The sequence below is a fragment of the Pseudolysobacter antarcticus genome (assembly GCF_004168365.1).
Classification (GTDB): Bacteria; Pseudomonadota; Gammaproteobacteria; order Xanthomonadales; family Rhodanobacteraceae; genus Pseudolysobacter; species Pseudolysobacter antarcticus.
Window position 1 is genome coordinate 2,850,956 of record NZ_CP035704.1, and the last position, 25,237, is coordinate 2,876,192.

At 58.1% G+C, this 25,237-nt stretch carries 17 protein-coding genes and 1 pseudogene; 10 read left to right on the forward strand and 8 right to left on the reverse strand.

The window, feature by feature from the left end:
• Positions 1-939: 939 nt before the first annotated feature.
• The 3 genes from ELE36_RS12140 (at position 940) to ELE36_RS12150 (ending at position 5,583) form a co-directional block, all read left to right on the forward strand.
• The gene (locus ELE36_RS12140; RefSeq protein WP_129833650.1) at positions 940-2,229 is read left to right on the forward strand and encodes an anion transporter; all 1,290 of its coding nucleotides are present in this window, start codon (positions 940-942) and stop codon (positions 2,227-2,229) included.
• A 7-nt stretch (positions 2,230-2,236) separates the two neighbouring features.
• Positions 2,237-3,052, forward strand: coding sequence for an ABC transporter ATP-binding protein (locus ELE36_RS12145; RefSeq protein WP_129833652.1), 816 nt, complete (start codon positions 2,237-2,239; stop codon positions 3,050-3,052).
• Between the two features lie 362 nt (positions 3,053-3,414).
• On the forward strand, positions 3,415-5,583 hold the full coding sequence (locus ELE36_RS12150) for a TonB-dependent receptor (protein WP_129833654.1): 2,169 nt from the start codon (positions 3,415-3,417) through the stop codon (positions 5,581-5,583).
• Positions 5,584-5,987: 404 nt separating this feature from the next.
• Here ELE36_RS12150 and ELE36_RS20810 read toward each other — a convergent pair.
• Positions 5,988-6,637: pseudogene (locus ELE36_RS20810) on the reverse strand (transposase); the annotation flags it as partial.
• Positions 6,638-6,888: 251 nt separating this feature from the next.
• On the opposite strand from ELE36_RS20810, the gene ELE36_RS12160 reads away from it, so the two are divergent.
• The 4 genes from ELE36_RS12160 to glk all read left to right on the forward strand — a co-directional run bounded on the left by ELE36_RS12160 (position 6,889) and on the right by glk (position 11,110).
• Positions 6,889-7,713 carry an AraC family transcriptional regulator gene (locus ELE36_RS12160; RefSeq protein ID WP_129833658.1) on the forward strand — a complete coding sequence of 275 codons (825 nt, stop codon included), beginning with the start codon at positions 6,889-6,891 and terminating at the stop codon, positions 7,711-7,713.
• A 31-nt stretch (positions 7,714-7,744) separates the two neighbouring features.
• Positions 7,745-8,665: a CPBP family intramembrane glutamic endopeptidase gene (locus tag ELE36_RS12165; protein WP_165371587.1), complete on the forward strand. Its 921-nt coding sequence runs from the start codon at positions 7,745-7,747 to the stop codon at positions 8,663-8,665.
• Positions 8,666-8,946: 281 nt separating this feature from the next.
• A complete protein-coding gene (locus ELE36_RS12170) occupies positions 8,947-9,519 on the forward strand; it encodes a hypothetical protein (RefSeq protein ID WP_129833662.1) in 573 nt (190 codons plus the stop codon).
• 556 nt (positions 9,520-10,075) lie between these two features.
• Positions 10,076-11,110, forward strand: coding sequence for a glucokinase (gene glk / locus ELE36_RS12175; RefSeq protein ID WP_129833664.1), 1,035 nt, complete (start codon positions 10,076-10,078; stop codon positions 11,108-11,110).
• Positions 11,111-11,232: 122 nt separating this feature from the next.
• Here the strand turns inward: glk and ELE36_RS12180 are convergent, their stop codons facing one another.
• Genes ELE36_RS12180 through gltX form a run of 3 tightly spaced genes read right to left on the reverse strand, consistent with a single transcriptional unit; the run spans position 11,233 to position 13,543 of the window.
• Complete coding sequence (locus ELE36_RS12180; RefSeq protein ID WP_129833666.1) at positions 11,233-11,721, reverse strand: transcriptional repressor; 489 nt, start codon at positions 11,719-11,721, stop codon at positions 11,233-11,235.
• Positions 11,722-11,771: 50 nt separating this feature from the next.
• Positions 11,772-12,128, reverse strand: coding sequence for a hypothetical protein (locus tag ELE36_RS12185; RefSeq protein ID WP_129833668.1), 357 nt, complete (start codon positions 12,126-12,128; stop codon positions 11,772-11,774).
• An 8-nt stretch (positions 12,129-12,136) separates the two neighbouring features.
• Positions 12,137-13,543 carry a glutamate--tRNA ligase gene (gene gltX, locus ELE36_RS12190; protein WP_129833670.1) on the reverse strand — a complete coding sequence of 469 codons (1,407 nt, stop codon included), beginning with the start codon at positions 13,541-13,543 and terminating at the stop codon, positions 12,137-12,139.
• 172 nt (positions 13,544-13,715) lie between these two features.
• On the opposite strand from gltX, the gene ELE36_RS12195 reads away from it, so the two are divergent.
• The gene (locus ELE36_RS12195; protein ID WP_129833672.1) at positions 13,716-15,725 is read left to right on the forward strand and encodes a bifunctional 2',3'-cyclic-nucleotide 2'-phosphodiesterase/3'-nucleotidase; all 2,010 of its coding nucleotides are present in this window, start codon (positions 13,716-13,718) and stop codon (positions 15,723-15,725) included.
• A gap of 61 nt (positions 15,726-15,786) precedes the next feature.
• Here the strand turns inward: ELE36_RS12195 and ELE36_RS12200 are convergent, their stop codons facing one another.
• Entirely contained in the window at positions 15,787-17,331 is a 1,545-nt protein-coding gene (locus tag ELE36_RS12200; protein WP_242512257.1) for an FAD-dependent monooxygenase, read from the reverse strand.
• 119 nt (positions 17,332-17,450) lie between these two features.
• On the opposite strand from ELE36_RS12200, the gene ELE36_RS12205 reads away from it, so the two are divergent.
• Complete coding sequence (locus tag ELE36_RS12205; protein ID WP_129833676.1) at positions 17,451-18,182, forward strand: TetR/AcrR family transcriptional regulator; 732 nt, start codon at positions 17,451-17,453, stop codon at positions 18,180-18,182.
• Positions 18,183-18,258: 76 nt separating this feature from the next.
• Here the strand turns inward: ELE36_RS12205 and ELE36_RS12210 are convergent, their stop codons facing one another.
• Positions 18,259-18,705: a DUF4399 domain-containing protein gene (locus ELE36_RS12210; RefSeq protein WP_129833678.1), complete on the reverse strand. Its 447-nt coding sequence runs from the start codon at positions 18,703-18,705 to the stop codon at positions 18,259-18,261.
• 174 nt (positions 18,706-18,879) lie between these two features.
• On the opposite strand from ELE36_RS12210, the gene ELE36_RS12215 reads away from it, so the two are divergent.
• Positions 18,880-20,685, forward strand: coding sequence for an ABCB family ABC transporter ATP-binding protein/permease (locus ELE36_RS12215; RefSeq protein WP_129833680.1), 1,806 nt, complete (start codon positions 18,880-18,882; stop codon positions 20,683-20,685).
• A 103-nt stretch (positions 20,686-20,788) separates the two neighbouring features.
• Here the strand turns inward: ELE36_RS12215 and ELE36_RS12220 are convergent, their stop codons facing one another.
• Both ELE36_RS12220 and ELE36_RS12225 read right to left on the reverse strand, forming a co-directional pair.
• Positions 20,789-23,662, reverse strand: coding sequence for a DUF3857 domain-containing protein (locus tag ELE36_RS12220; protein WP_165371588.1), 2,874 nt, complete (start codon positions 23,660-23,662; stop codon positions 20,789-20,791).
• A 265-nt stretch (positions 23,663-23,927) separates the two neighbouring features.
• On the reverse strand, positions 23,928-25,148 hold the full coding sequence (locus ELE36_RS12225; protein ID WP_165371589.1) for an SEL1-like repeat protein: 1,221 nt from the start codon (positions 25,146-25,148) through the stop codon (positions 23,928-23,930).
• Between the last annotated feature and the right edge of the window lie 89 nt (positions 25,149-25,237).

Genomic DNA, 25,237 nt, shown 5'->3' on the forward strand with positions numbered 1-25,237 from the left:
TTCACTTGGCGCTGTGCGGATGCAGTGCGCGTCGAGGAAGCATCGCCCCACTGATTCAAAAACCTACCGCACTTTCACGACGCCTTTGCCGTCTATTTGCTGGAAGGAGAATGCGTAGTCTTGATGGAACGGAAGCGGGATCGCCTCGCCCTCATACGTCGTGGTGCTGCCGTATGCGATCACGCTCGTATGGCCTGGCCCGTCAGTCACTTTGACCAGTAGGTAGAATTTCCACTTCGTCACTGCCAACTATATTGCCGCAAAGTATGCTCGTTGAATCTCTTGAAGCTGCTCCAGAGCTAGGACTTGAGTTACGTGTCCTTCTTCGTCAACTATGAGGCGAATGCGCATGGTGGTTGGTGGAAGGTGCTGAGGCAAAAGTACCCATGGATAAATGCGTTCGGGATTGTCCAGCAATGGCGACGGCCGTTCGTAATGAACACCCGGCAAAGACGCATAACGATCTGAAGCAGATGCCACGATGGATACCTACGATACATGTCCAGAACGATTCAAGCTGGCAGCGTCAATTTTTTCCGTTTGACGCGTTGCCGAGACACACCCTGCGAGAAAAATCGACATGCCCATAGAGCCGATAAAAATGTTCGCGGTGCTATCAGAATGTGACATTGCGACTCCATAAGCTAAGACTTGAAATACGCGCCGCGGGTGCGGCAGAAAATGCAGCGACACGCGACGGTCGGGTTTGATGAAGAGCGACGCAAATCCTTGGTCTATGTCGAGTATACAAATTTGCAAAAGCGGAATAATCAAAACGTGTTTCCGCTTGCGCACTGGCCGATGTTATTCGAACTCTCATGCGGCGGATCTTTCTGCACCAAGCCTAGAGCGCTGATGTTCGTGGATCAATATAGAATCATCAGCGCCAATGTTGTTGCATACAGCATGTCACTTTGAAAACAGGATTTGTTTGCACCGATGCTCTGGATCACCTGGATTGTTTTTGCGCTGACTTATTTAGGTCTGGCGATTGGCAAGGTGCCGGGCACACGCATGGATCGTGCGGCGATTGCATTGGTCGGTGCGACCTTGATGCTTTGCCTCGGTGTGCTTACCTTGCGCGAAGCGGTCGCGGCAGATTCGATTGATTACGAAACCTTGCTGCTGTTGTTCGGCATGATGGTGCTGGTCGGATTTCTGCAGTTGTCGGGCGTGTTTATCCGCCTGACCAATGTCTTGCTCGCGCGAATTCGCACGCCGCATGTTTTGCTCGCGACCATCATTTTTCTGAGCGGGGTGCTCTCGGCATTTCTGGTCAACGATGTGGTTTGCGTGGCGATCACGCCGTTGATTCTGCATCTCGTACAAAAGCTCAGATTCGATCCGTTGCCGCAACTTATCGGCCTCGCTACCGCAGCGAATATCGGCTCGGTCGCCACGATCACCGGCAATCCGCAAAACATGATCATCGGTGTGCAATCGCAGATTTCGTATCTGGATTTTGCGCTGCATCTCGCGCCGATCGCGTTGCTCGGCTTGCTCGTCGATTTTTTTCTGATCGCGCTGATCTATCGAAAAAGACTCGCTGCAAAACGTGATCCCGACCTCGTACCTAGCCAACCAGCCAACGCCAAAATCGGCGCCGACAAACATATCCCGCATCAGGAAAAAGTGCCGGACCGACCGATCCATCGCTGGCTGCAAACCAAGAGCGTGATCGTCGCTGTCGTCACCGTCATTCTGTTTTTTACCGGACTGCCGATTGCGCTGATCGCGATCGGTGCGGCTGCAGTTCTGCTGGTCGACCGCATCAAATCCGAAAAGATTTATCGGCGCATCGATTGGAGCCTGCTGCTGATGTTCACCGGACTTTTTGTCGTCGTGCATGCGTTTCAGCTGAATGTGGTCAACGGCTGGGATGTGGCGCACTGGCGCTGGTTGCAGACACCATCGGCCGGCCTGCTGAGCCTCGCCTCGGCGGCGCTGTCGAACTTGGTCAGCAATGTTCCTGCGGTATTGCTGTTCGAGCCGGTGATGCACGCGATAACACCGGCCGCGCAATCGAACGCGTGGTTGACCCTCGCGATGTCCAGCACCTTGGCCGGTAACCTGACGATACTCGGCTCGGTCGCCAACCTGATCGTGGTCGAGAGCGCAAAACGCGGAGGCGTGCCGATCTCATTCTGGGAATATTCGCGCGTCGGTCTTCCACTGACTTTATTGACCCTTGCCATCGGTATCGTATGGCTGCAGTTCGTGCATTATTGATCAGACCATGAGCAGCCATCAGACCATTCTCGAACTCGACGATGCCAGTGTCATGCGCGATGGCCGATACATCCTCGATGGCCTCACGCTCGCGATCCACTGCGGCGAACACACCGCGATCATCGGCGCGAATGGCTCTGGAAAATCGACGCTCATGAAGCTGCTGACCTTGCAGCATTATCCGCTCGCGCATGTGGATGGCACACCGTCGGTACGCGTATTCGGACGCGAGCGCTGGGATGTTTTTGCGCTGCGTCGGCAACTCGGCATCGTCTCGTCAGACATGCATCTGGCCTTGCTCGATGCGCACGCGGTCAATCATCTGAGTGCGCTCGATATCGTGCTGTCCGGGTTTTTCGCGAGCCTCGGATATTTCGAGCAAGCGCAGATCGATGACTCGATGCGCGAGCGCGCATACGCGGCACTGAATAATGTCGGCGCGCTCGCACTGGCGCAAAAATCGCTCGACTGCATGTCCACCGGCGAGGCGCGACGTGTGCTGATCGCACGCGCTCTCGTGCACGAACCGCAGGCGCTGATTCTGGACGAACCGACCACCGGACTTGATCTGGTCGCGCGTTTTGGTTTCATGCAGATCGTGCGCAATCTCGCGCGGCAGGGACGCACCGTGATTCTGGTCACGCATCATTTCGACGAAGTGATTCCGGAAATTCAACGTGTGATTCTACTGCGCCACGGACGAATCGCTGCCGACGGAGCAAAGGCCGAGGTGTTGCAATCCGCATCGGTCAGCGCCGCGTTTGAGCATGCGATCACGCTGCACGAATCGCACGGCTATTACCACGCGCAATTGGGCGGCTGAGCCGGGCTTCGAGAGCGCGCGGCGCGGGCGTTAGCGACTGAAAGGGATATTGCGAGCGCAGCGTAGTCGTTGTCGCGGCGCCATCCGCGGGCGCATCGGTCTGCCTTCAAACTACGTCATCAATTTCGGGTTCGGATGGCGATAACTCATTTTTTCATCTGCAATTTCTCGATCTCGCCATTCTGTGCGATCGATGACTCCCATCGCGCAAACGCTATCAGCACGCGCGCTTACTACTCACAGCGGTTAGCTGCGTGCCAGGCCGAAGCACGATCTAGCGCCGCAGTGACTTCTGGCACAGCTTGCTTAATTTGTTATGATATAACATTCTAATTCAACTCTCGCTTTCGGCCCATATCCACATGACTACACCATCCACCACTCGGCGCTTGCTCGCCATCAGCATCGCCTTTGCCTTATGCCACGCGCACGTATCGCTGGCCGTATCATTGCCGGTCAATGCCGCACCCGCGGATGCGGCGACAGCTAATGCCGATGCAGCAAGCGATGCCGGCTCGACGCGTCTGAACACTGTCGATGTCAGCGCCAAGCTCGATGAATCGCGCAACCAGCTTTCGCCGGATATCGGCGCCAGCCAATACGTGATGGATCACAAGGCGATCGAACAATTGCCGCTCGGCACAGCCACGCCATTGAACCAGGTGCTGCTGCAAGCGCCAGGTGTGGTCAACGACAGTTACGGCCAGTTGCATGTGCGCGGCGATCACGCCGACCTGCAATACCGCATCAACGGCGTAATCATTCCCGAGAGCATCAGCGGGTTTGGTCAAAGCCTCGACACACGTGTGATCGATCGTGTGCAACTACTCACGGGCGCGCTGCCGGCGCAGTACGGTTATCGCACCGCCGGCATTGTCGATATCACCACGACTACACCGGCGCAAGGTTTCGGCGGCAGCGTCGGCATCACTGCCGGATCGTTCGGCACAGTGAATCCCGACATCACGTTGTACGGCAGCCAGGATCGCTGGAGTTATTTTGTCACCGGCAATTTCTACCAGAGCGACATCGGCATCGAAAATCCGACCGCCTCGCGCACGCCGATTCATGACCACTCCGATCAGGGCAAGGGTTTCGGTTATTTGTCGTATCTGCTCAACGACGATACGCGGCTGAGTTTCATGGCCGGTGTGACCAATAATCGTTTCCAGATTCCAAACAACCCGGGACAGGAACCTGTCTACACCCTCGCCGGTGTGAACGGCTTCGACTCGGCCAATCTCGATGAGCGGCAGCGCGAAGTCACGCGCTTTGGCGTGCTCGCACTGCAGGGACATTTCGGCTACACCGATTATCAGATCTCGCTTGGCCGGCGCTATACCAGCGTGAATTATCAGCCTGATCCGATCGGCGACCTGATCTTCAACGGCGTCGCCGGCACGATCGGTCGCAGCAATCGCGCTGATACCTTGCAGGCGGATTTCTCCACGCCGTTCGGCGATCGCCATACCGTGCGCTACGGCCTATATGCGAGTTCGGAGCATCCGGTCAGCAACAGCACATCGCTCGTATTTCCCGCCGATGCCGATGGCAATCAGACCAGTTCGACCCCGCTCAGCATCATCGACAACGCCGCGCACATCAACGCACGTACCTACGGTTTGTATCTGCAGGACGAGTGGAAACTCAGCGACAAACTCACGATGAATTACGGACTGCGCGCCGACAAGGTCGATGCATATGTCAACGAAGGACAGATCAGTCCGCGCCTCGGTTTTGTCTATCAATGGTCGGATGCGACCACGCTGCACGCCGGTTACGCGCGCTACTTCACGCCGCCGCCTGCCGAGCTGATTTCGCAGACCGACATCGCCTTGTTCCAGGGCACGACCAACGCGCTGCCGACCAACGTCAACGCGCAAACCTTGTCGGAACGATCGGACTATTTCGATCTCGGCATTTCGCAAAAGATCACCGAAAACCTGACACTAGGACTCGATGCGTATTACCGCAAAGTCCACAACCTGCTCGATGAAGGACAGTTCGGCGCGGCGCTGATTTTCTCGCCGTTCAACTATAATCAAGGCCGCGTGCGTGGCCTTGAATTCACCTCGAACTACAGCGCCGGAGACTTCGGCGCGTACCTCAATGTTTCGGCGAATCGCGCGATGGGCAAACAGGTCGTCACCGGCCAGTACAATTTCGCGCAGGACGAACTCGACTACATCGCCACGCACTGGGTGCACCTCGATCACGACCAGCGCCTGACCGGCAACGGCGGTGTGAACTACAACTGGGACGGCACCAAACTCGGTGTGGATTTCATCTACGGCTCGGGCTTGCGCGCCGACTTCGCCAACAGCGCGCATCTGCCGCAGTATTACCAGGTGAACATTTCCGCGAGCCGCGATTTCGATCTGCCGGCGCTTGGAAAAATCAACACGCGTCTGGCCGTGATGAATGTCACCGATCGCAGTTACGAGCTCCGTGACGGTTCCGGTATCGGCGTTGGCGCGCCGCAATACGGGCCGCGACGCGGCGTGTTTGTCGGGTTCACCAAGAACTTCTGATCGCGCGTTTCCCCCGAGGTGCAGCGCGTGCGTACCGCCAGCGAACTTACCACGCGCTGCCAACACGGACCGGGCGGGGGCACAACTTGATCAGAATCGTAACCGCCTAGCCAGCTTCCTGAGGGATGCCTGTCGGGCACAATCGACCGGCAGCAACGTGCCCGAAGCGGTCTTTCGATCGGGCGCAAGAGCGGACGTTCGCCGGACCCGGAACGCTCTTTGGACCGTAAAGTAGGAAAGTGCACTCTGACCCCAATGGCACTCCCTTAAGTCCAAGTCCGCTCCTTTCGAATCTGCGCTCTGGCGACATTTCGCGGAACAGTAAGTAGCTTGCGGGGTTTTGGTCGTCGCTTGATCGCGCGCGGTTCGATTCGACCGGGGCGAGTCGGTGTGCGGTTGGTGGCGATGTCGCCAGCATCCAATCGCTCCAGCATCGGCCGCAACAGCGACTGCTCATCCCCACCTTTGCCTAGGTATCGACCTACGCCCGCATCGAGCACTGCGCCGCTCGACAGGCAGGTCAGCGCTACCAAGCGACACAACGGAAACCCCAGCCCAGGCTGCTGCGAACGCGGCTGCGGATACGCGGCTTGGTTGGCCGGCGTATCCGGCATCGGCAAGGTCGTGCCATCCACCAAGCGCACTCGCCGACCACCCCAGCCGACATGGGGCGGCGCTTGCGTCGACATGCCCGTGCCCGCTTGCCGCACCAGGGCGCACACCATTTCTGCCGGCAGTCGCTGCCGCGCGCGACAGTAGGCACCCGTGCGCGTGCTGCACAGCGGCAAGCCCCCCCCCCCGCCACACGCTTGCTGGGCGCATCATTGACGGCCTTTTGGCATGATCGATCCGCACTCAGAGCCTGCGCCAAAAACATCGACGACTTTTCTGTCGGCGGAAACAAACGCTCGCGATGCGCGGGCAATAGTGCTTCGACTTGTTCGAACGAGGCGTCGCCAGTGAGCAGGTTGAAGAAGATATAGGAATCGCTGCGTTCGATTCCGCGACGAATTGCGCGTCGTTGCTGTGCGCGCCCGCTACGCATAGGATGCATCGGGGCACCTCTCCTTGGCTTGGTGTTTGTTTCGCAACTACACCCTAGCACTGGGCTTTTGCGTCAATGACTTGGGCTTAAGTAAGCGCCATTCTACTCTGACCCCTGTTTTGGACGGATCTCCAGGGTTCAAGTGACGCCGCTTTTGCAGGGAAAGACAGTATAGGCCTGAAAGTTATGCAAGCGACCTGACAACCCTATTCGAATTCGCAAGGTTTGCCTTCTTGCTCCTTACGCCCAATATATTACCGATGAATTCTGCAGCGCATTCCTCGAACCCATCGCATTCGGCCGGCTCATTCGAGCTGATCGAGCGAGTCGCAAACCGGCTGGTCGGAGCAGCGTTTTCGCCGCATCGGCACGATACTTACACTGTCGCTTTGACTATGGCTGGGGTGCAAGCGTTCAACTATCGCGGGTCGATGCGACATTCGCTGGCTGGGCAGGTGCTAATCCTCCATCCTGACGAAATACACGACGGACATTGCAGCGATGAGGCGGGATTCAGCTATCGGGCGGCCTATGTTCCGCCAGCTCATGTCCAGGCAGTGCTTGGAGGCGCGAAACTGCCGTTTGTCGTTAATGGCGTCTCGACGAATCCCGCCTTGATCGCGGCAGCCTTCAACATGGTCATCGACTGCGCGGGCGTCGAGGATCCCGGTGCCTATGAAGACGCGCTTTACGATCTGGCCCATGCCATGAACAATGCGGCTGGCAGGGCGGCAACTGTGAGGATCGCCAACCGAACAGCCGTGATGAGGGCGCGCGACTTTCTCGAAACCGCCGTCGTTTTCGGTGCGCGACTCGATCAACTTGAGCAAGTGACTGGCTGTGACCGTTGGCAGCTTTCGCGTGACTTCCGGGCATTGCTTGGCACCAGCCCTTATCGCTATCTGCAGCACCGACGGATCGATCTTGCCAAGCGGATGTTGCGTGAAGGCGCGAAGCTGGCTGAGGCAGCCCATGGCGCTGGCTTTGCGGATCAGAGCCATTTTGGTCGCACATTCCGCAAGGCAGTTGGCCTCGCGCCGAAAGAGTGGCTTCGTTCGGACTTGTTCCGCACGATCATTCTATAGCGGTCTTCGGCGGGCGATTAGCCTGTGCGACATGACACAGATCATCTTTTCCGACGAAACACCAAAGGGCTGGATACCGCCGAGTATCGCTGCCCCCTTTATCTGCATTTTCCTTGTTGCTGCCGGGAGCTTGCCATTTGATTATGGATTTGAATATCTGGGCTTGGTTGACGCGAAGGGAGCACCGTTGGGGCCGTTGGGGTTTTGCCTTTTTCTGGTTTCGTTCATCGGCTTCGGACTTTTGGTACTAGGCTGGGTGCGCTGGATCGAAAAGCGAAGTCTCATAAGCGTCGGATTTGGTGGAGCGCACCGGCTGCGAAAATTTCTGATCGGACTGGCAGTTGGCATAGCCATGATGGGCGCGATCGTGACCGCGATAGCGCTTTCGGGCGGATACCGTGTCGCTGATCTGGCCCCAGCCTTTGCTAGTCCTGCTGCGCTCGGCTGGATCGTCCTGTTGCTCGCCTGCTTTGCCCTTCAATCGAGCGTGGAGGAATTCGTTTTTCGCGGCTGGCTGTTCTCAACCATCATGCGGCGCTGGAACACTAGTGCCGCCTTTATATTAACCGCCGCCGCGTTCACCTTTTTGCACTTTTCACCACGGCAACCATTGTCGATGACGGTCATGACCTTCGTCTTCTCGATTTTCGCTTGCGCTTGGGCGCGCCGTTCAAATTCGATCTGGGGCGTGATGGGCTGGCACACCGGCTGGAACTGGTTTGCCGGCACCGGCTTTGACGTGCCGATTACGGGTTTGGATAGTCATTTACCCGCACTGGTGGTGAAATTAGTGCCTGTCGGGCCGACCTATCTCAATGGTGCTGGTGAGGGGCCGGAAGGCAGCATATTTACGTTCGCTCTGCTCACCGTGGCTAGCCTGAGCCTTCTGTTGCTTGCAAGGTCGCGCGAACGAATCGGAATCGATCCGCCACGTTCAGGACACCAACCCTAGCCGCTTCGCTCCGCAAGACTCGGGGAGCGAAAGGCTGGCAAAACGACCGTGAACCGGCCAAAACAGGGGTCAGAGTAAAATGGCACTAGCTTAAGCCCGTCTTGCCGACCGGAATGAGGCGGGAAGAAGTGGGCTGAGAGGCCGCAGCAGTTACTCTTCAGGTGTCTAAGCCTTGATGAATAGCCCTAAAGGATCAGCCCGTATGGAGCCTACCAAAAAAACGCCTTCGCTCAGTCGTTTCGGCTGAGCGGGCGCTGCTGTGCAGCGGCGTCCACGATAAGTTGCTGCATTTCTTGCCGCGACCGCAGCTCAAGCAGATCCTCAGCCGTGAGGTTCCGGCGCATCGCAAGCGGATGCATCCCCCTGAGGTGACCTTGGGGTTGTTCGTCGAGCAGGTGATCAGCAATGAGGGCGCGTGCCAAGGTGTCGTGGGCCGGCACTTGGCCCAGCGCACAGCATTGGGCTTGCCGTCTTCGAGTTTGAACACGGGGCCCTACTGCAAGGCACGGCAACGGCTGCCCCTGGCGCTGGTGGAAGCGTGTGTGTCCGAGGTGGCGGATGCGGCACTCGCCGCGCTTCCTGCGGCGGCGCAATGGCGTGGACGCAACATCAAACTGATCGACGGCACCACCGTATCGATGCCAAATACCGCGAGCCTGCAAGCAGCATTCCCGCAAAGTAGAGTCCAGCACGCGGGACTGGGCTTTCCCGTCGCCCGCATCGTGGGTGTGATTTCCTTGAGTAGCGGCTGTATCTCGGACTGGACGGTGGAGCCGTATATCGGGGAAGGCACCAGCGAACCGCAGGAAGAACGGGGTCAGGTTCACTTACTCGGCGTGAATAGCAGGGCCTGATCTAGCATCAAAGGATCGCCGAGAGGTCATGTTCCCGCCGCATTCCAAACGCATCATTCAATCGAAACGGATCGCCCATAGCCCAGCCCTCGCGCGGGGCGTTGCCGTTTTTGCTCAGCCGTTGATGCGGCCGACCCGGCGTTTGGTTTCCTGCTTAACGACCATCCTCTCGACCATCGCTTTGATGACTGGGCGATCCTATTTGGGCAACTGCTTGGCGGCGTCGAATCGCAAGCGTAGTTCGTCTCCTGGCCCCAACTCGTTTCATCGAAGACCAGCCATCGCCGATGACTGAAATTGCAATCGCCATGTACATGCAAAAGTCGCCGTATGCCAAGCACGGACCGAACGTCCGCTTTGCGGAGATACGACTTGCAAGGCCTCGACCGTCCGTTCATGGCCGAAAGCGGACATTCAACTGCATTGGTCGGCCCTCCGCTCGAATCTCGCCAGCTGCGTTGGCACGCTTATCTGCAGCACCCACCGCAAACTCGGCAATCGGTCGGCGCCAGCGGTTACACTGTCTTGATTGACCAAATCAAAGAGCATCCGCTGCATGTCCGACGAAAAAAATTCTTCGACCCTGGTCGCCGATCTCGGCGGAACCAATGTGCGTTTCGGGTTGGCGCAAACCACGCAGGCGCGACCGCTGATCGACTCCAGCATTCGCCATTATGCGGTCGCGGATTTCGCATCGCTGGCGGATGCCGCGCTGCAATATCTCGCTGAAATCGGCAGCAAGCCGCAGCGTGGCGTGTTCGCGGTAGCGGGCAAAGTCACTAACGATGAAGTGCGTATCACCAATCATCCATGGGTGATTTCGACCGCACAGACGCGCCGCGATCTTGATCTTTTGTCGCTGCACATCGTCAATGATTTTGCCGGACTGAGTATGGCGGTGCCGCTGCTCGCAGCAACGGATGTAGAAAAAATCGGCAACGCTGACGTAACGATCGCCGCGAATAGTCGATGCCGCACGATCGGCGTGATTGGTCCCGGCACGGGACTCGGCGTCGGCGCGTTTTTGTTGCGCGATGGCAAACCGGAGATTCTTGAAACCGAAGGCGGTCACACGGGTTTTGCGCCGGGCACGCCCGAGGAAATCGAGATTTTGCAATACCTTGCAAAACGCTATGGCCGCGTATCAAACGAGCGCTTGATTTGCGGCAGCGGCATGGTCAACGTCTATCAGGCCTTGTGCGCGCTGGCCGATGTGCCGGCACAGGATTTTTCACCGGCGCAGGTTACCGAGCATGCGCAAGCTGGCAGCGATGCTCAATGCGTACGCACAGTAGATATTTTTTGCGCCCTGCTCGGCAGCATTGCCGGTGATCTGGTGCTGACGATCGGCGCGTGGGACGGCATCTATCTGGCGGGCGGAATCGTGCCGCCGCTGCTGCCGTGGTTGCGCAAGGCGGAGTTCCGCCGCCGCTTCGAGGACAAGGGTCGTTTCGCGACTGCCATGCAAAGAGTGCCGACCTTGGCGATCACCTACCCGTACGCCGGTTTGCTCGGCGCTGCGGCCACGGCGGTGGTTGATGGTGGTGGTCGTCTGGTCGCGCTGACACCGAGCGAAAGTGCGGTGGCCTGAGTTTCATCACTACGGCTGGCGCACACAATTTCGCCCTGACTCGCGGCGAAACCACGCAATCGGAAATGTTGCCGAGCACCTTGGTGGTACGCGCTACCTGATTCAGGTGACGCAAAAAAACATCAGCTGCCGCTGCAGCGCGCACAGATGCCGTGCACTTCGAGCGTGCGCGCCTGCGGGCTGAAACCGAGCGCCTTGGCTTGCTCATCAAGCATGCCCGAAACCCGCTCGTCGCAAATCTCGACCACCGAATCACAACTGTCGCAAATCAGAAACGGCACATGATGCGCCACGCTCGGATGGTGGCAACTCACATAGGCGTTGATCGATTCGAGCTTGTGGATGAAACCGTTTTCGAGCAGAAAATCGAGCGCGCGATACACCGTCGGCGGCGCGGCGTTGCTGCGTTCGTCCTTGATTTGGTCGAGCAGATCGTAGGCCTTCACCGGCTTGGTCGAGCGCGCGACAAGTTCAAGCACCTGCTGGCGCAGCTCGGTAAGGCGCAGCCCGCGCTGATCGCAAGCGGCCACAACTTCGCTGACAAAACCTTTGGCGTTGTGCGCGTGCTGATGCGCGTGATCGTGCTTGTGATTTTTGGCGGCGGCGGTCATGGCGATGAATTAAATCGGGTTAATGTCTGCATGATACACGTGTGGTCAAGTCACGGCTTTCGCAAGCCGTTCGCCGCTTGCAGCGAGTGGCCGCAGCGACGACAAAACTTATCAACACCGGGAGCGCGCGTGCCGCATTGCGCACATTGCTGCGCGCGCACGGGCAGGCACAGGCTGATGATCCAGCCAATCGGGCCTAGAGTCGCACCGAGAATCGCATCACGCACTACGGCTTTTTTATAGGTGCCGATCCAGCCGCCGACGACCGCGCAGAGCACCGTGAAAACGATGGCCCACACCCACAACATCGGATCGAATACGACCGACGTGCATTGCTGCATCAACGCCGCCACCTGATCCGGATCGGTGGTATCGATATTCAACAGCGCGCTGAAATCGCAGCTCATGATGCGGTTTATCCGCCGCCGGTCTTGGCGTAGGCGGCTTCGATGCGTGCGAGTGCACGCACCTTGCCGGTGAGATACACGGTGTGATCGATCGATGGCGACACCTGCGTGCCGGTGATCGCAACACGCAACGGCTGCGCGACTTTGCCCATGCCTTCGCCGATCGCCGCGGCGGCGGCTTCGATGGCTTGATGGATCGCCTCGACTTTCCAATCCAGCAATTTCTCCAGCTCAGCATACACAGCCTTGAGTGCCGGCAATGCGGTGCTCGCACCAAGATGTTTTTTCACTGCGGCATCGTCATAAGTTTCGATCGGGCCGTACCAGATCTTCGCGCGCTCGGCCATTTCCTTGAGCGTTTTGACGCGATCACGCAACGCGATAATCACATCGACCGGCGCCGGGCCTTGCGAGAAATCGATACCGGCATCACGCAGATGCCATTCGAAATGCGTGGCAATTTCCGCCGGATCTTCGCTCTTCAGATATTGCTGATTGATCCACGCGAGTTTCTCGCCGTCGAACCGCGCCGCGGCCTTGTTGACGTCGGCGACGTCGAACAATTCGATCATGCGCGCGAGTGAAAAAATTTCATCGTCACCGTGGGACCAGCCGAGTCGCACCAGATAATTCAACAGTGCATGCGGCAGGAAACCGTCATCGCGATATTGCATTACGCTGACCGCGCCGTGGCGCTTGGAAAGTTTTGCACCATCGGCACCGAGGATCATCGGCAGATGCGCAAACTGCGGCGGCTCGGCGCCGAGCGCACGATAGATGTTGATCTGCCGCGGCGTGTTGTTGATGTGATCATCGCCGCGAATCACGTCGGTGATCTGCATGTCGATATCGTCGACGACAACCGCGAAGTTGTAGGTCGGGAAACCGTCGGAACGCCAGATGATAAGGTCATCCAGTTCCTCGTTCTGCCATTCGATGCGGCCACGCACACGATCGTCGAACACTACCGAGCCGGTCGCCGGATTCTTGAAGCGGATCACGCGCGTCGGACTTTCGTGTACCGGTTCGTTGCGCTCGCGGTAAAAACCGTTGTAACGCGGTTTGGCATGCTCCGCCATCTGCTGCTCGCGCATCGCTTCGAGTTCTTCCTTGCTCTCGTAGGCGTAATAGGCGTGGCCGGTCTTGAGCAATGTCTGCGCGACTTCCTCGTAACGCTGCATGCGCAGCGTTTGGTAGAACGGACCTTCGTCGTGTTCGAGCCCGAGCCACTGCATGCCGTCGAGGATCGCCTGCACCGCTTCCTGGGTCGAGCGCTCGCGATCGGTATCTTCGATGCGCAGGATGAATTCGCCGCCGCGATGGCGCGATTCGAGATAGCAATACAGCGCGGTGCGCGCGCCGCCGATATGTAGATAACCGGTGGGGCTCGGCGCGAAACGGGTACGGATGGTCATCTAGATCAATCGCTAAATACGGAAGGTGTTTATGGTAACAAATGCGCGGCCAGCAAATGTCGTATGGTTGTTATCAGGGCATCGCGAGCGCACGTTCGCTACATCTCTTTACAGCTCACTGTAACGAGGATGCTTTAAGCTACGCACTCCACAAATCGATGCCAGCAGAATCATGTCAACCCGCCGCCTGATCGCCATTCTTTCCGCCGTGTTGCTGGCCAGTTGCCAGACCGGCCTGCAGCCGAATTCGCACCTGCCCGCACCGCCTTCCGGCAGCAAGGCCGAACTGGTCGTCCTGGAAACCACCGACCTCCATTCGAATGTGCTGAGCTATGATTATTTCAAGCTCGCCGAAGACAAAACTTTGGGGTTCGAACGCGTCGCTACCTTGATCCGCCAGGCGCGCAAGGAATTCACCAACACGGTGTTGTTCGATGACGGCGATACCATCCAGGGCACCGCGCTCGCCGATTACCAGGCCACGGTCAAACCGCTCGCCTGCGATCAGGAACTCGCGATGTACAAGGCGATGGACGCGATCGGTTACGACGGCGGTACGATCGGCAATCACGAATTCAATTACGGTCTGGATTTTCTGAGTCGCGCCACCGGCCAAACGATGCACATTGAAGGCATCGCCGAACAGCATTGCCAAGGCCCACATTATCCGCTGGTGCTGGCGAACGTGATCAGCCTGAAAACCCATGAACCGATTTTCGCGCCGACCCGCATCATCGACAAGACCGTGCGCGTGACGGCGCCCGACGGCAGCACGCATGAAACGAACCTGCGCATCGGCATTATCGGTCTTACGCCGACCGGCATCATGAACTGGGATCGCACCCATCTCGCCGGCAAGGTCGCGGTCAATGGCATGGTCGAGGCGGCGCAGCAATACGTGCCGAAATTGCGTGCCGCTGGCGCCGATATCGTCGTGGTGATTTCGCATGCCGGCATCGATATTCTGCCGTACAGCGAGCGCATGGAAAACGCCAACTGGCATGTCGCGAAAGTGCCGGGCATCGATGCCATTCTGATGGGACATTCGCACGAAGTTTTCCCCGATCCGGGCAATGCCAAATCGCGTTACGCGCATGTGCCCGAGGTCGACAACGAACGCGGATTCATTCGCGGCGTGCCGGCGGTGATGGGCAATTTCTGGGGCAAGAGCCTCGGCCTCGTGAATCTTGCGTTGAGTTACGACCAGGGGCACTGGCAGGTCGATCGCGAACACACGCATAGCGAAGTTCGCTCGATCAAGAATGCCGATGGCAGCTTTGTCGCGGCCGATCCGGCGATCGCGCAAGTGATCGCTGCCGAGCAGGAAGCAACGCTCGCTTACGTCAAACATCCGATTGGCGAAACCGACTTCCGCATCACCAGTTATTTCGCGCTGGTCGGCGATGTCGCGACCACGCAGATCATCAACATGGCGCAGCGCGATTACGTCGAGCGTTATCTCAAAACCAATCTGCCGCAGTACGCGAGCCTGCCGGTACTTTCAACCGCGTCGGCGTTCAAGACCGGTTTTGGTGGCGCCAACGATTACACCGATATTCCACCCGGCCCACTCGCCATCCGCAACGCTGCCGATCTGTATTTTTATCCGAACACGTTGGCCGCGGTGAAGATCAATGGCGCCGAATTGAAGGCATGGTTGGAGCGCAGCGCGGGTGTGTTCAATCGCATCGATCCGGCAAAAACCGACGCGCAGCCGCTGATCAACAGCAAATATCCGTCCTACAATTTCGATGTGCTGCAAGGCGGCGTGAGTTACCAGATCGATGTCAGCCAGCCGACCGGCCAGCGCATCAGCCAGTTGAATTACCAAGGCAGCGCGATCACGCCGGAGCGGGATTTCATCGTCGTCACCAACAGCTATCGAGCGAGCGGCGGCGGCACGTTCCCGGGTCTCGACGGCAGCAAGACCATCCTCGCGGCGCCGGATACCAATCGCGATATTCTGATCGCCTACATCCGTGCGCGGCAGCAACTGCGTCGCGCCGATGTTGCCTCGGATCAAAGCTGGCATTTCGCCAAGATCAAGACCGCCGGTCCGGTGACGTTTGTCTCGGCGAGCAACGAGCTGGAAGCCGCGCGCGCGGCAGGTTTGAAAAATATCACGCAGCTCAAGGATGACGGTGATGGCAAGGCGACGTATGCGCTGGACTTGTCGCGCTGATGATCGAAGCTGTTGTTGCGAAGTCTTGTGACGCCGGCTGCGATGGTCGCGACTGGCGTGTTCAGCGTGATTGCGCACGCCACCAGCGAGCAGCAGCCTTTTCGACTTCGCTGCCATCGGGATCGTTGTCACAGGCCCAGGCGACAATGCCATCCGGACGTATCAGTGCGGCACTCAAACTGCATTGTTGTTTCGCGTAGCCGGAAACGTACTTGATTTGGTCGTCAAATCCGTTCGCCAGCGACTTGAGTGCGGCATTGCCACCAAAATCCAGCAGCATTCCGCGGCCATCGTGCATCAGCGCGCCGATCCTCGTGCCGTCCTCGAACTCGAAGTTGGGAACGCTGTGACCCGCGAGAGCATGGCCGCCACCGAGATCGTAGTGGGTGTGAATGCCCCACACCCTTCCTGCAAAATAGGTGGCGCCGTCGCGTGTGCTCATGAGGTCCCGGACGATTGCCTGCAACGCGCGCGCATAGGGGTCCGGTCGCATGATGGCGACTTGGGCACGTGACCAATCCAAAACTTGTGCACCTATCGGGTGTCGTTCGGTCTGATAGCTGTCCAACAAGCCCTCCGGCGCGCTCGATTTGATGGTTGCGGCGAGCTTCCAGCCCAGGTTCATGGCGTCACCCAGGCCGAGATTGAGCCCTTGACCTCCGAGCGGCGCATGAATATGCGCGGCATCACCAGCTAAAAGAATCCGCCCGTTGCGGTAGGTTGTCGCCTGCCGTGCGCGGTCCGTCCACGTAGTCGCGATGTCCAACGCATTGATAATCACATCGGTGTTCGAGATGCGCCGTAGAACTTCCTGCACGTGCTCTCGCGTTATTGGCTTTTCTGCACTGTGATATGCGCCGCCATCAAAATCCTGTATCGCCAGATAGCCCGGCTGCGATTGCAAGTACATGCCTGTTGCTGTCGCGTTTCGGCCCGGCTTGAGCATCGAAGGGTCGGCAATATCCACTTTAGCTGTGTAGCCGGTGAATTCCGGCTCCGTACCGGCGAATTCAAAACCGCCCGCCTTGCGCACAACACTGCGACTTCCATCGCACCCCACCAGCCACTGACCTTCAAAAGTTTCGTCAGCGGCTTGAACAGTGATTCCATCGCTGACTTGATGAAAGTCGCTGACGGCCATTCCACGCTTGATTTCTACACCCAAGGTTTCGGCGCGGCGAGACAGTACGGTTTCGAGTTCTTGCATTTCAGAGAGCAAGCTGGTTGCCGTCGAGCTCGGCAAGCGATGCGTCCACTGCGAGGTATCGATATCACCCTCATGAAAGGGAATGCCGGCAAAATGTCCTACCTGACGACGTGATCCCTGGCCTGCATTCTGGTGCGGGTTCTTAAGACGTTTATGGAGCTCAAGCTCCTGCAGCAAGCCACGACGGTAAAGGGCTTCGATCGTAGGTGCCGAGAGCCCGCGTATACCGAAAGGAACCTGTTTTAATGGCGAGTGCGGATCCTCGGCTTTTTCCAGTATCAGGACGGAACATTTGGCCAAGGCCAGTTCACAGGCAAGCAATAAACCCACAGGGCCTGCGCCGGAAATGATCACGTCGTGATGGGATTTATTCTGTATGGATTTCATGTAGTTGCTCATGAGTGAGGTGCTCATCCACCTCTGAATTTTGTAGAAAGACGGAAACGACACGTCGCAGGCCTAAATGGAACATCATTCCATTATATTGGAACAACGTTCCACTTGTGTCAAGATAAGTCATGATCAAGAAAACACGCAGCCGCCAGCGACGCGAAGAATCACTCTCGCGCGATCGCATCATCGCAGCGTCGATAGAGATTTTGGACAACAGCGGAGAAAGCGGACTGACATTCCGCGCCCTGTCCGAACGGCTCGCCACTGGTGCGGGCGCCATCTATTGGCATATCGAGAACAAGAGCGATCTGCTGACCGCCGCCTGCGACGCCATCGTCGCTCGCACGATGGCGTCATGTGTGATCGGCGCGACACCGCCGGCGACCCTTCGCGCGCTCGCGCTGGGCATGTTCGATGCGATCGACGCGCATCCGTGGGTTGGCTCCGCGCTCACCCATGCAGCCGGACAATTGCCCTTGGTGCGCATTGTCGAATGCATCGGTCAGCAGGTTCGTGCGCTGGGTGTGCCGGATAACGCGCAGTGGGCAGCGGTGTCCACGTTGCTGCACTTCATTCTTGGTGTCGGTGGGCAGAACGCGGCCAACACGCAATTCGCGCTTACGCGGGGCATCGATAGATCCGACTTCCTGGAGGAGATGTCGACGGCGTGGTCGCGGCTGGATGCGCATGACTACCCGTTCGTACGTATCGTAGCCGGACAATTACGCATTCACGACGACCGCGTGGATTTTCTCGCGGGAATCGATCTCATCCTCGGCGGTATTGGATCACCGCAAGTCGCTGACGACGGAAATATAAAACGTGTTCCAAAGCGCTTGCCGCGCACACGAACATGACTGCGGTTTCTCGATGGCAAGGCAAGTTGAACTTTGCCTTGCCACGTGCTTTATGAACCAGCCTTGGCGGTAATTTCTACTTCACATGCACCGTAATCTTCTTCGACATCACCGAAGGATTCAGCGGGATATGCGAGGCATCACCGAGCAACAATTGCAACGTGTGATCGCCTGGCGCGAGGTGGATCGTCGCTTCGGTCTGGCCACCGCCGTAATGCTTGTGCGTATCGTCGTTCGGAATCGGCTGATCCAGCGGCGGCAGTTCCTTGTTGTCGATCAGCAGATGATGATGGCCAGTGTTGTCCTTGATCACGCCGGCAGGGGCGACGCCCATGCCCTTGAGGCCGAAACGCACGGTCATATCCTGGCCCACGGTTTCGCCATCCTTGGGCGAGATGATGTATTCCTCGGCGGCCGCCGGCGAGGCGGTGCGCGGCAGTCCGCCCGGTGCAGCGGGCGGTGCAGTCTGGGCCGCAGCAGCGGCGGTCAACAGCGTGAGTGCAAGAACGAGCGTAGTCTTCATGGGATCACTCCAGCAAGATGGAAACCGATCATAACGCGGCGTGCCATTAAGCGGACGTGGTGATCTTGAATGTCCGCACAAAAGCCAGTCTGATCGTTTTCGTCTCAATCCCTCAGCGCATTTGCAGTTCAACAAACCGCCCCCATTTGAAACGCAGCCAATACGAATCCCACGATGACGCCTCCCCTTCCCGCCACCAATGAATCCCCGCGCAGCGCACGTGATGCGTTCCGGCAATTGCTGCCTACGTTGTGGCAATTCCGCTGGCGTGTCGGCCTGTCGCTGGCCTGCCTGGTCATCGCCAAGCTCGCCAACATCGGCGTGCCGCTGCTACTGCGAAACATTATCGACGCACTCGACAGCAAAACCGCGTTGATCGCGGTGCCGGGTTTGCTGCTCGCGGGTTACGGCGTGTTGCGATTGTCCTCGGTAATGTTCGGCCAGTTGCGCGATATTTTCTTCGAGCGTGTGAGCCAGCGCGCGATGCGTTCGGCCGGCATTTCGACGTTCCGCCACCTGCATGGATTGAGTCTGCGTTTTCATCTACAGCGCCACACCGGCGGTGTCTCGCGCGATATCGAACGCGGCACACGCGGCATCTACAACATCCTCGGTTACGCGATTTTCAACATCATCCCGACCTTGCTCGAAATCACGCTGGTGACGATCTTGTTGCTGCGTCAGTTCGACTGGCGGTTTGCGACGATCACGCTCGCGACGATGGTGGTCTACATCGCGTTCACCGTGATCATCACCAACTGGCGCACGCGCATCGTGCGGCAGATGAACGAAACCGACGCCGCAGCAAATGCGCGTGCGATCGACAGTCTGCTGAACTACGAAACCGTCAAATACTTCGGCAACGAGGAATTCGAAGCGCAACGCTACGATGCAAATCTGCGCCGTTACGAAGATGCCTCGGTGCAATCCGAATCCTCACTGGGCCTGCTCAACGGCGCGCAAAGTCTGGTGATCGCAGGTGGCCTGACGGTGTTGATGTGGATGGCCGCGCAAGGTGTGGTCGGCGGCAAACTCTCGCTCGGCGATCTGGTCATGGTCAACACACTGCTGCTGCAATTGTCGATCCCGCTGAATTTTCTCGGCGTCACGTATCGGCAGATCAAAAGCGGTCTGGTCGACATGGAACGCATGTTCCGCCTGCTCAACGAACAGAGTGAAATTGCCGACAAACCCGGTGCGCCCGATCTTGCCACACGCGGTGCCGAAGTACGTTTCGAGGCGGTGCAATTTTCCTACGAAGCCGAACGCACGATTCTGCATCATGTCGATTTCACGATCGCACCGGGACAGACTGTGGCCGTCGTTGGCACTACCGGCGCCGGTAAATCCACGCTCGCACGTTTGCTGTTTCGTTTCTACGATGTCAGCGGCGGGCGCATCTTGATCGATGGCCAGGATATTCGCGAGGTGACGCAGCAATCCCTTCGCCGCGCGATCGGCATCGTGCCGCAAGATACCGTGCTGTTCAACGACAGCATCTACTACAACATCGCGTATGGCCGCCCCGATGCGACGCGCGAAGAGGTTCACGCCGCGGCGCGCGCCGCGCATATCCACGACTTCATTCTCAGCCTGCCGGAAGGTTACGAAAGCACCGTCGGCGAACGTGGTCTGAAACTTTCCGGTGGTGAAAAACAAAGAGTCGCGATCGCCCGCACGGTGCTGAAAAATCCGGCCATCCTGATCTTCGATGAAGCCACCAGCGCACTCGATACACGCACCGAAAAAATCATCCAGGCCGAACTCGCCGAAGTCGCACGCGAACGCACCACCCTGATCATCGCGCACCGTCTGTCAACGATCGTCGACGCCGATCAGATTCTCGTCATGGAACACGGCCGCATCGTCGAGCGCGGCCATCATCGCGATCTGCTCGCACAATCTGGCGTGTATGCCGCATTGTGGAAAATGCAGCAAACCGAGAAAAAGACCGAAGCGCTTTACGACGTTTCGGTGTGATGCCGAGAATCACCACAGCCGGCACAGCGCCCTCAGCGCAAACGCGCTGCACACTTTGGCCACGACTGGCGCACGCAGAGACGGCTGCGCGCACCGCCAAAGCTTACGGTGCGCTTGCCTTGTCCAGTCGTTCAAGCTCGTGCCTGGCCTCGAAATACTCGCTGTAAAAGCGCACGCCGGTATCGATCGCCTTGCTGAAATAAATACGAGCGTTAACCACATCGTGCTTGCTCAGAAAATATTCGCCGATATAGAAATACGCTTCGCAGCTATTGAGCTTGCGCTCGGCAGGATTGGCGCCAGCCAGCAGTTTTTCGATGTCGCGCTCGGTGCGATCACCGGTGAACAAGCCGTACAAAGGACGCGGCCATTCGCCGCCCAGCTCTCTCCGGCTCGCTTCGACGATGCCGGGTTTGGCGCCGCCCGCAAACCGCTCGGCAGCAATCAGGTACCAGAGCATCGCGTACGGTGAATGCGACACGCCGTTGGCACCGTGCGCGAAGTCATCCAGTGCTGCAGTGTTGTCAGCGGAAAAATACTCCGCGATGCCACGATGGGTCTGCACGCCGTCGCTATCCTCGACGCCGAGCGCCAGCGCGCGCGAGAAGCTATCGATGGCTTCCTTGAAGCGCCCTTTGGTCAGCAGTGAATTGCCGCGCTCGTAATACGCGTTGGCATTTTTCGGTGCGAGCTTGATCGCCGCATCAAAATCCACGAGCGCCTTGTCCGACTCGCCGAGGTCGTCGTAAATGATGCCTCGTTCTATCAGCGCGGCGGCGCGATCGCGATCCGCCAGTGTGTTGCCGTCGAGCGATGCGGAAATGTGTTTCAGCGATTCGCGCTGTTCGGTTTCGCGTTGCGCCACTGGATCTGGCGCAGCGTTGTCCGCCTGCTTTTCTTTGCCATTCTTGCCAAGCAAATTCGCCATGAATCCGCCGGATTTTTTACCGCCAGCGCCGGCACCCGATGGCAGGAAGACCACGGCGCGCAGTTCCTCCGTCTTTTTGATTTCGTGGGAATAGTCCTCCAGATCCTTCATCGCAACGATGCCATCGGGAATGATCATGTCGAAGATTTCAGATGCCACATTGCCGCGAAAGCGCGACTGCTGCTGCAACGTAAAATAAGATTTGCCGATGGTTTTGGTTTGCGGATCGCGCGCCTCGGCCACCGACGTCGGCGCGGTGAGCTGAAATTCGTAGCGATAATGTTGCGGTAGCGACGATATCCGCATCGCAACCTTGCGATCCGCTTCGGGGATGGGCAAATGACCGAAGATCGGTGTCGGTCGGAATTTCACGAAACGCAATCCGTTTTTGTCGCTGATCGCTTTTGCGGGAAGCTGGTACGTGGCGGAGACGATGATCACATTTTTTTCCGAATCGTCCTGAACATTCTGACTACCGACCACAACTGCGCCTTCATAACGCTTGGTTATTTGCGCCAGGGATTCGCGCGTGCGTTCCTCTGTCGTGCTTTGCTTCAGGCTTTGCCGAACAAGGTCTGCAAATTGGCCGCGCGCGATGGCATCGATACTGAGCGTGATCGGCTGATCGAACGCAGCGATATTCATTTTTTCGACCATTTCGAATTGCGCCGCATCCACTTTGCGCGTCGGCAGATGCGTCGGCTGGCGCGTATCCGCGGCAACGATCAAGACATCAACACCTTCGTGCCACGAGTAGATCGCATCGAGCCGACCACGCTGTTCGGGTACGGTGGGATCGAGAAAGTATTCGTGCCCGGCGACCACGGCACGCACGATGACATGATCGAAATGCTCCGGCGAAGGCAGCTTTTGGCCCAGGCTTTGCCCCGGTTGTGAGGGCACGAGTACCGGCTGTGCATCAATGCCCAATTCCTTGAGCAGCGCGATCAGCAGGGCTGCCTTGTCCTTGCAGTCGCCGTAACGACGCTGCAGCGTCACCGCGGGTGCGCTGGGTCGGTGCGAACTCTCGCCGAGCGAAATCGAGAAATAACGAATCTCCCGCTGTACGTACTGCAGCGCCGCCAACGCGCGGGCTTCTGCGCCAGCTTGGCTTTTCAGAGTATTCGCGAGCTCAACCACACTGGCATCCGGAATCGTAGTTTTAAACAGCCCGGCGGCCCAGGCAGCAGCCTCGTTCCAGTCGCGATATTCGGAAAACTCTATCCAGCGCAATGGCGAATACTCTGCCGGGTAATAACCTGAAGGGTGCGCTGCGACCAGATCGCGCCCCTCGAACACCAACACATCAAGGCTCCCGTCCTTGCGCCGCTGCGGTTTCGGTTCCGGCAGCGATTCAGGGCCGAAGAGGCGCATCTGGATCTTGTGCGATTGCGGTGACTTGAGAACAACGCGGCGCAACCGTGTGGGCGTCGGCAAATCCCATGACGCGGCATCGGCGAAGCGATCGGGGAAAACCGGGTTGCGACCCAGCTTGGTGAATTCGATATCGAGCGCATCGCCAACACGCACGTCGTCGATGAGCAGCGACGCGGTCACCTGCCCGGTGTACATGCCATGTTCCAGCCCGAGTTCGCGCTCCAGAAAGCGGATCTGCGTCGACGCCTGCTTGTCGATGCTTTTGCCGTCGCGAAGAATATGGATCGCGTGCAAACGCAGCTGCTGCCAGGCAGGTACAAGATCAATCTCGAACTGACCCAGTTGCGACAATGCACTCGTTTCATTCGCAACCAATAACTGATGCACATACAAAGCCGGCGCCGCATCGACAAGAAACTGGGTATCGCGCAACGCGTAATAAAGCGGGTCAGCACGCTTTAGCAGATCGGCGTCGGGTACCACTGCCGGTGCCGGCTCAACCCATGCCGGCCGGCTTTCCCAGCGAAACGCATTTTCATCGATTTTTATCTCGTGCGACGGCGGCGCCTTGGGCAGCTCCTGGGCAATGCCAAAAATCGGTGCCGGCATCACAACAGCAACAAACATCCAAAGTACGATGCCAGAAAATCCGTTACGTTTTGACTTGTGCACGAGTCCCTCCGTCCCATGCATGCACGACTGCGCGGGTGTGAAATGTTGATGAATCTGGATTGATTGCGCGACTGCGATGCGATCGGTAAAAGTGTAGCGCAATTCTTGTGTCACGAGACTGATAAAAATTGATACATCAGCGATGCTTAAATGACGTTGTATGTGCATTAAGCACGCGATTTATGTCTCTCCTGTCGATGCGAGAAATGCAGCCGCAGCGGCTTCACGAATAGCTCCGCCCTGGCGATTGTGCGGCGAGATCAATTCAAGTTTGAATGCGATGGATCAACGGTTCGGCCGGTGGCGCTGGCTTGGCCGGTTTCGCAGTTTTCGCTGGAACAACGACCGTAGTTTTGACGTAACTGTCGATTGCTTGCGCGAGCGTTTGTTTGCCCTTGTGCACGGCTTCCGCCTGGGCTTCGCCGGCATCGATCTCGCGATCAGAGAGTTGCAACATGCTCGAGCGGCGATTGTCCGTGGCCGTCTGGATCGTCGCGCTCGCACCCGGATTCGATTTCAGGGCGAGCGAAAACAGCATGAATCCGAGCGCGCGGTTTCGCGTTACGCCGATGCCCTGATCGTAGATCGAACCAAGGTTGTTGAGCGCTTCGGCATCGCCTTGTTCAGCCGCACGGCGATACCAGCTCGTCGCCGTCTTGAGATCTTTCGAAGTACCCAGCCCGAGCCGATACAGGTCGCCGAGTTTTTGTTGCGCAGCGGCCGGACCCTGCTGCGCTGCCTTGCCGTACCACAACAGCGCCGCCTTGAAATCCTGCGGCACACCGATGCCGCGTGCGTAGTCTGCGGCCAGCAGCAATTGCGCATTGATGTCGCCCTGCGCGGCCGCCTTGGCGAACCAGAACACGGCTTGGTTATCATCGTGATCCACACCATTGCCGCGCGTGTACATCTGGCCGAGATTGGTCTGCGCCAGACTGTGGCCCTGCTCCGCCGCGGCGCGATACAAGGCCGCGGCCTGGACAAAATCCCGGTCGATCCCGATACCGTTTTCGTACAGCGAACCGAGATTGTTCTGCGCATTGGCATTGCCTTGATTGGCCGCGCGCCGATACCACTGTGCCGCCTGTGCGACATCCTGATTTACACCAAGGCCTTGATCGTAGGCCACGCCGAGATTGTATTGCGCATCGGCAAAACCCTGGTCCGCCGCCTTCGCGTACCAGACCGTCGCCTGCGCCGGATCGGCATTCACACCGAGGCCGCGCTGGTACAACACGCCAAGATTGAACTGCGCGGCAACGTAGCCTTGCTCGGCCGATCTACCATACCAAACAGCGGCATCGGGATAATTCTGCGCAACGCCTTCGCCACGTTCGAGCATCAGCCCGATGTTGTATTGTGCCGCGGCATCACCGGTGTCCGCCGCGGCAGCGAACTCCTTCAACGCGAGCGCAAAGTTGTGTGCTTTGTACGCGACAAGGCCTTCGCTGACACCCGCGTTGACCGACACACTGATGATCAGCATCGCGAAAACTGCGAAGCCCTGGCAGATAAAAAGTCGCGTGGAAAAATTTTTGCGGCGTGCTGGCATTCGCTAATCACAGGCGTGGATAG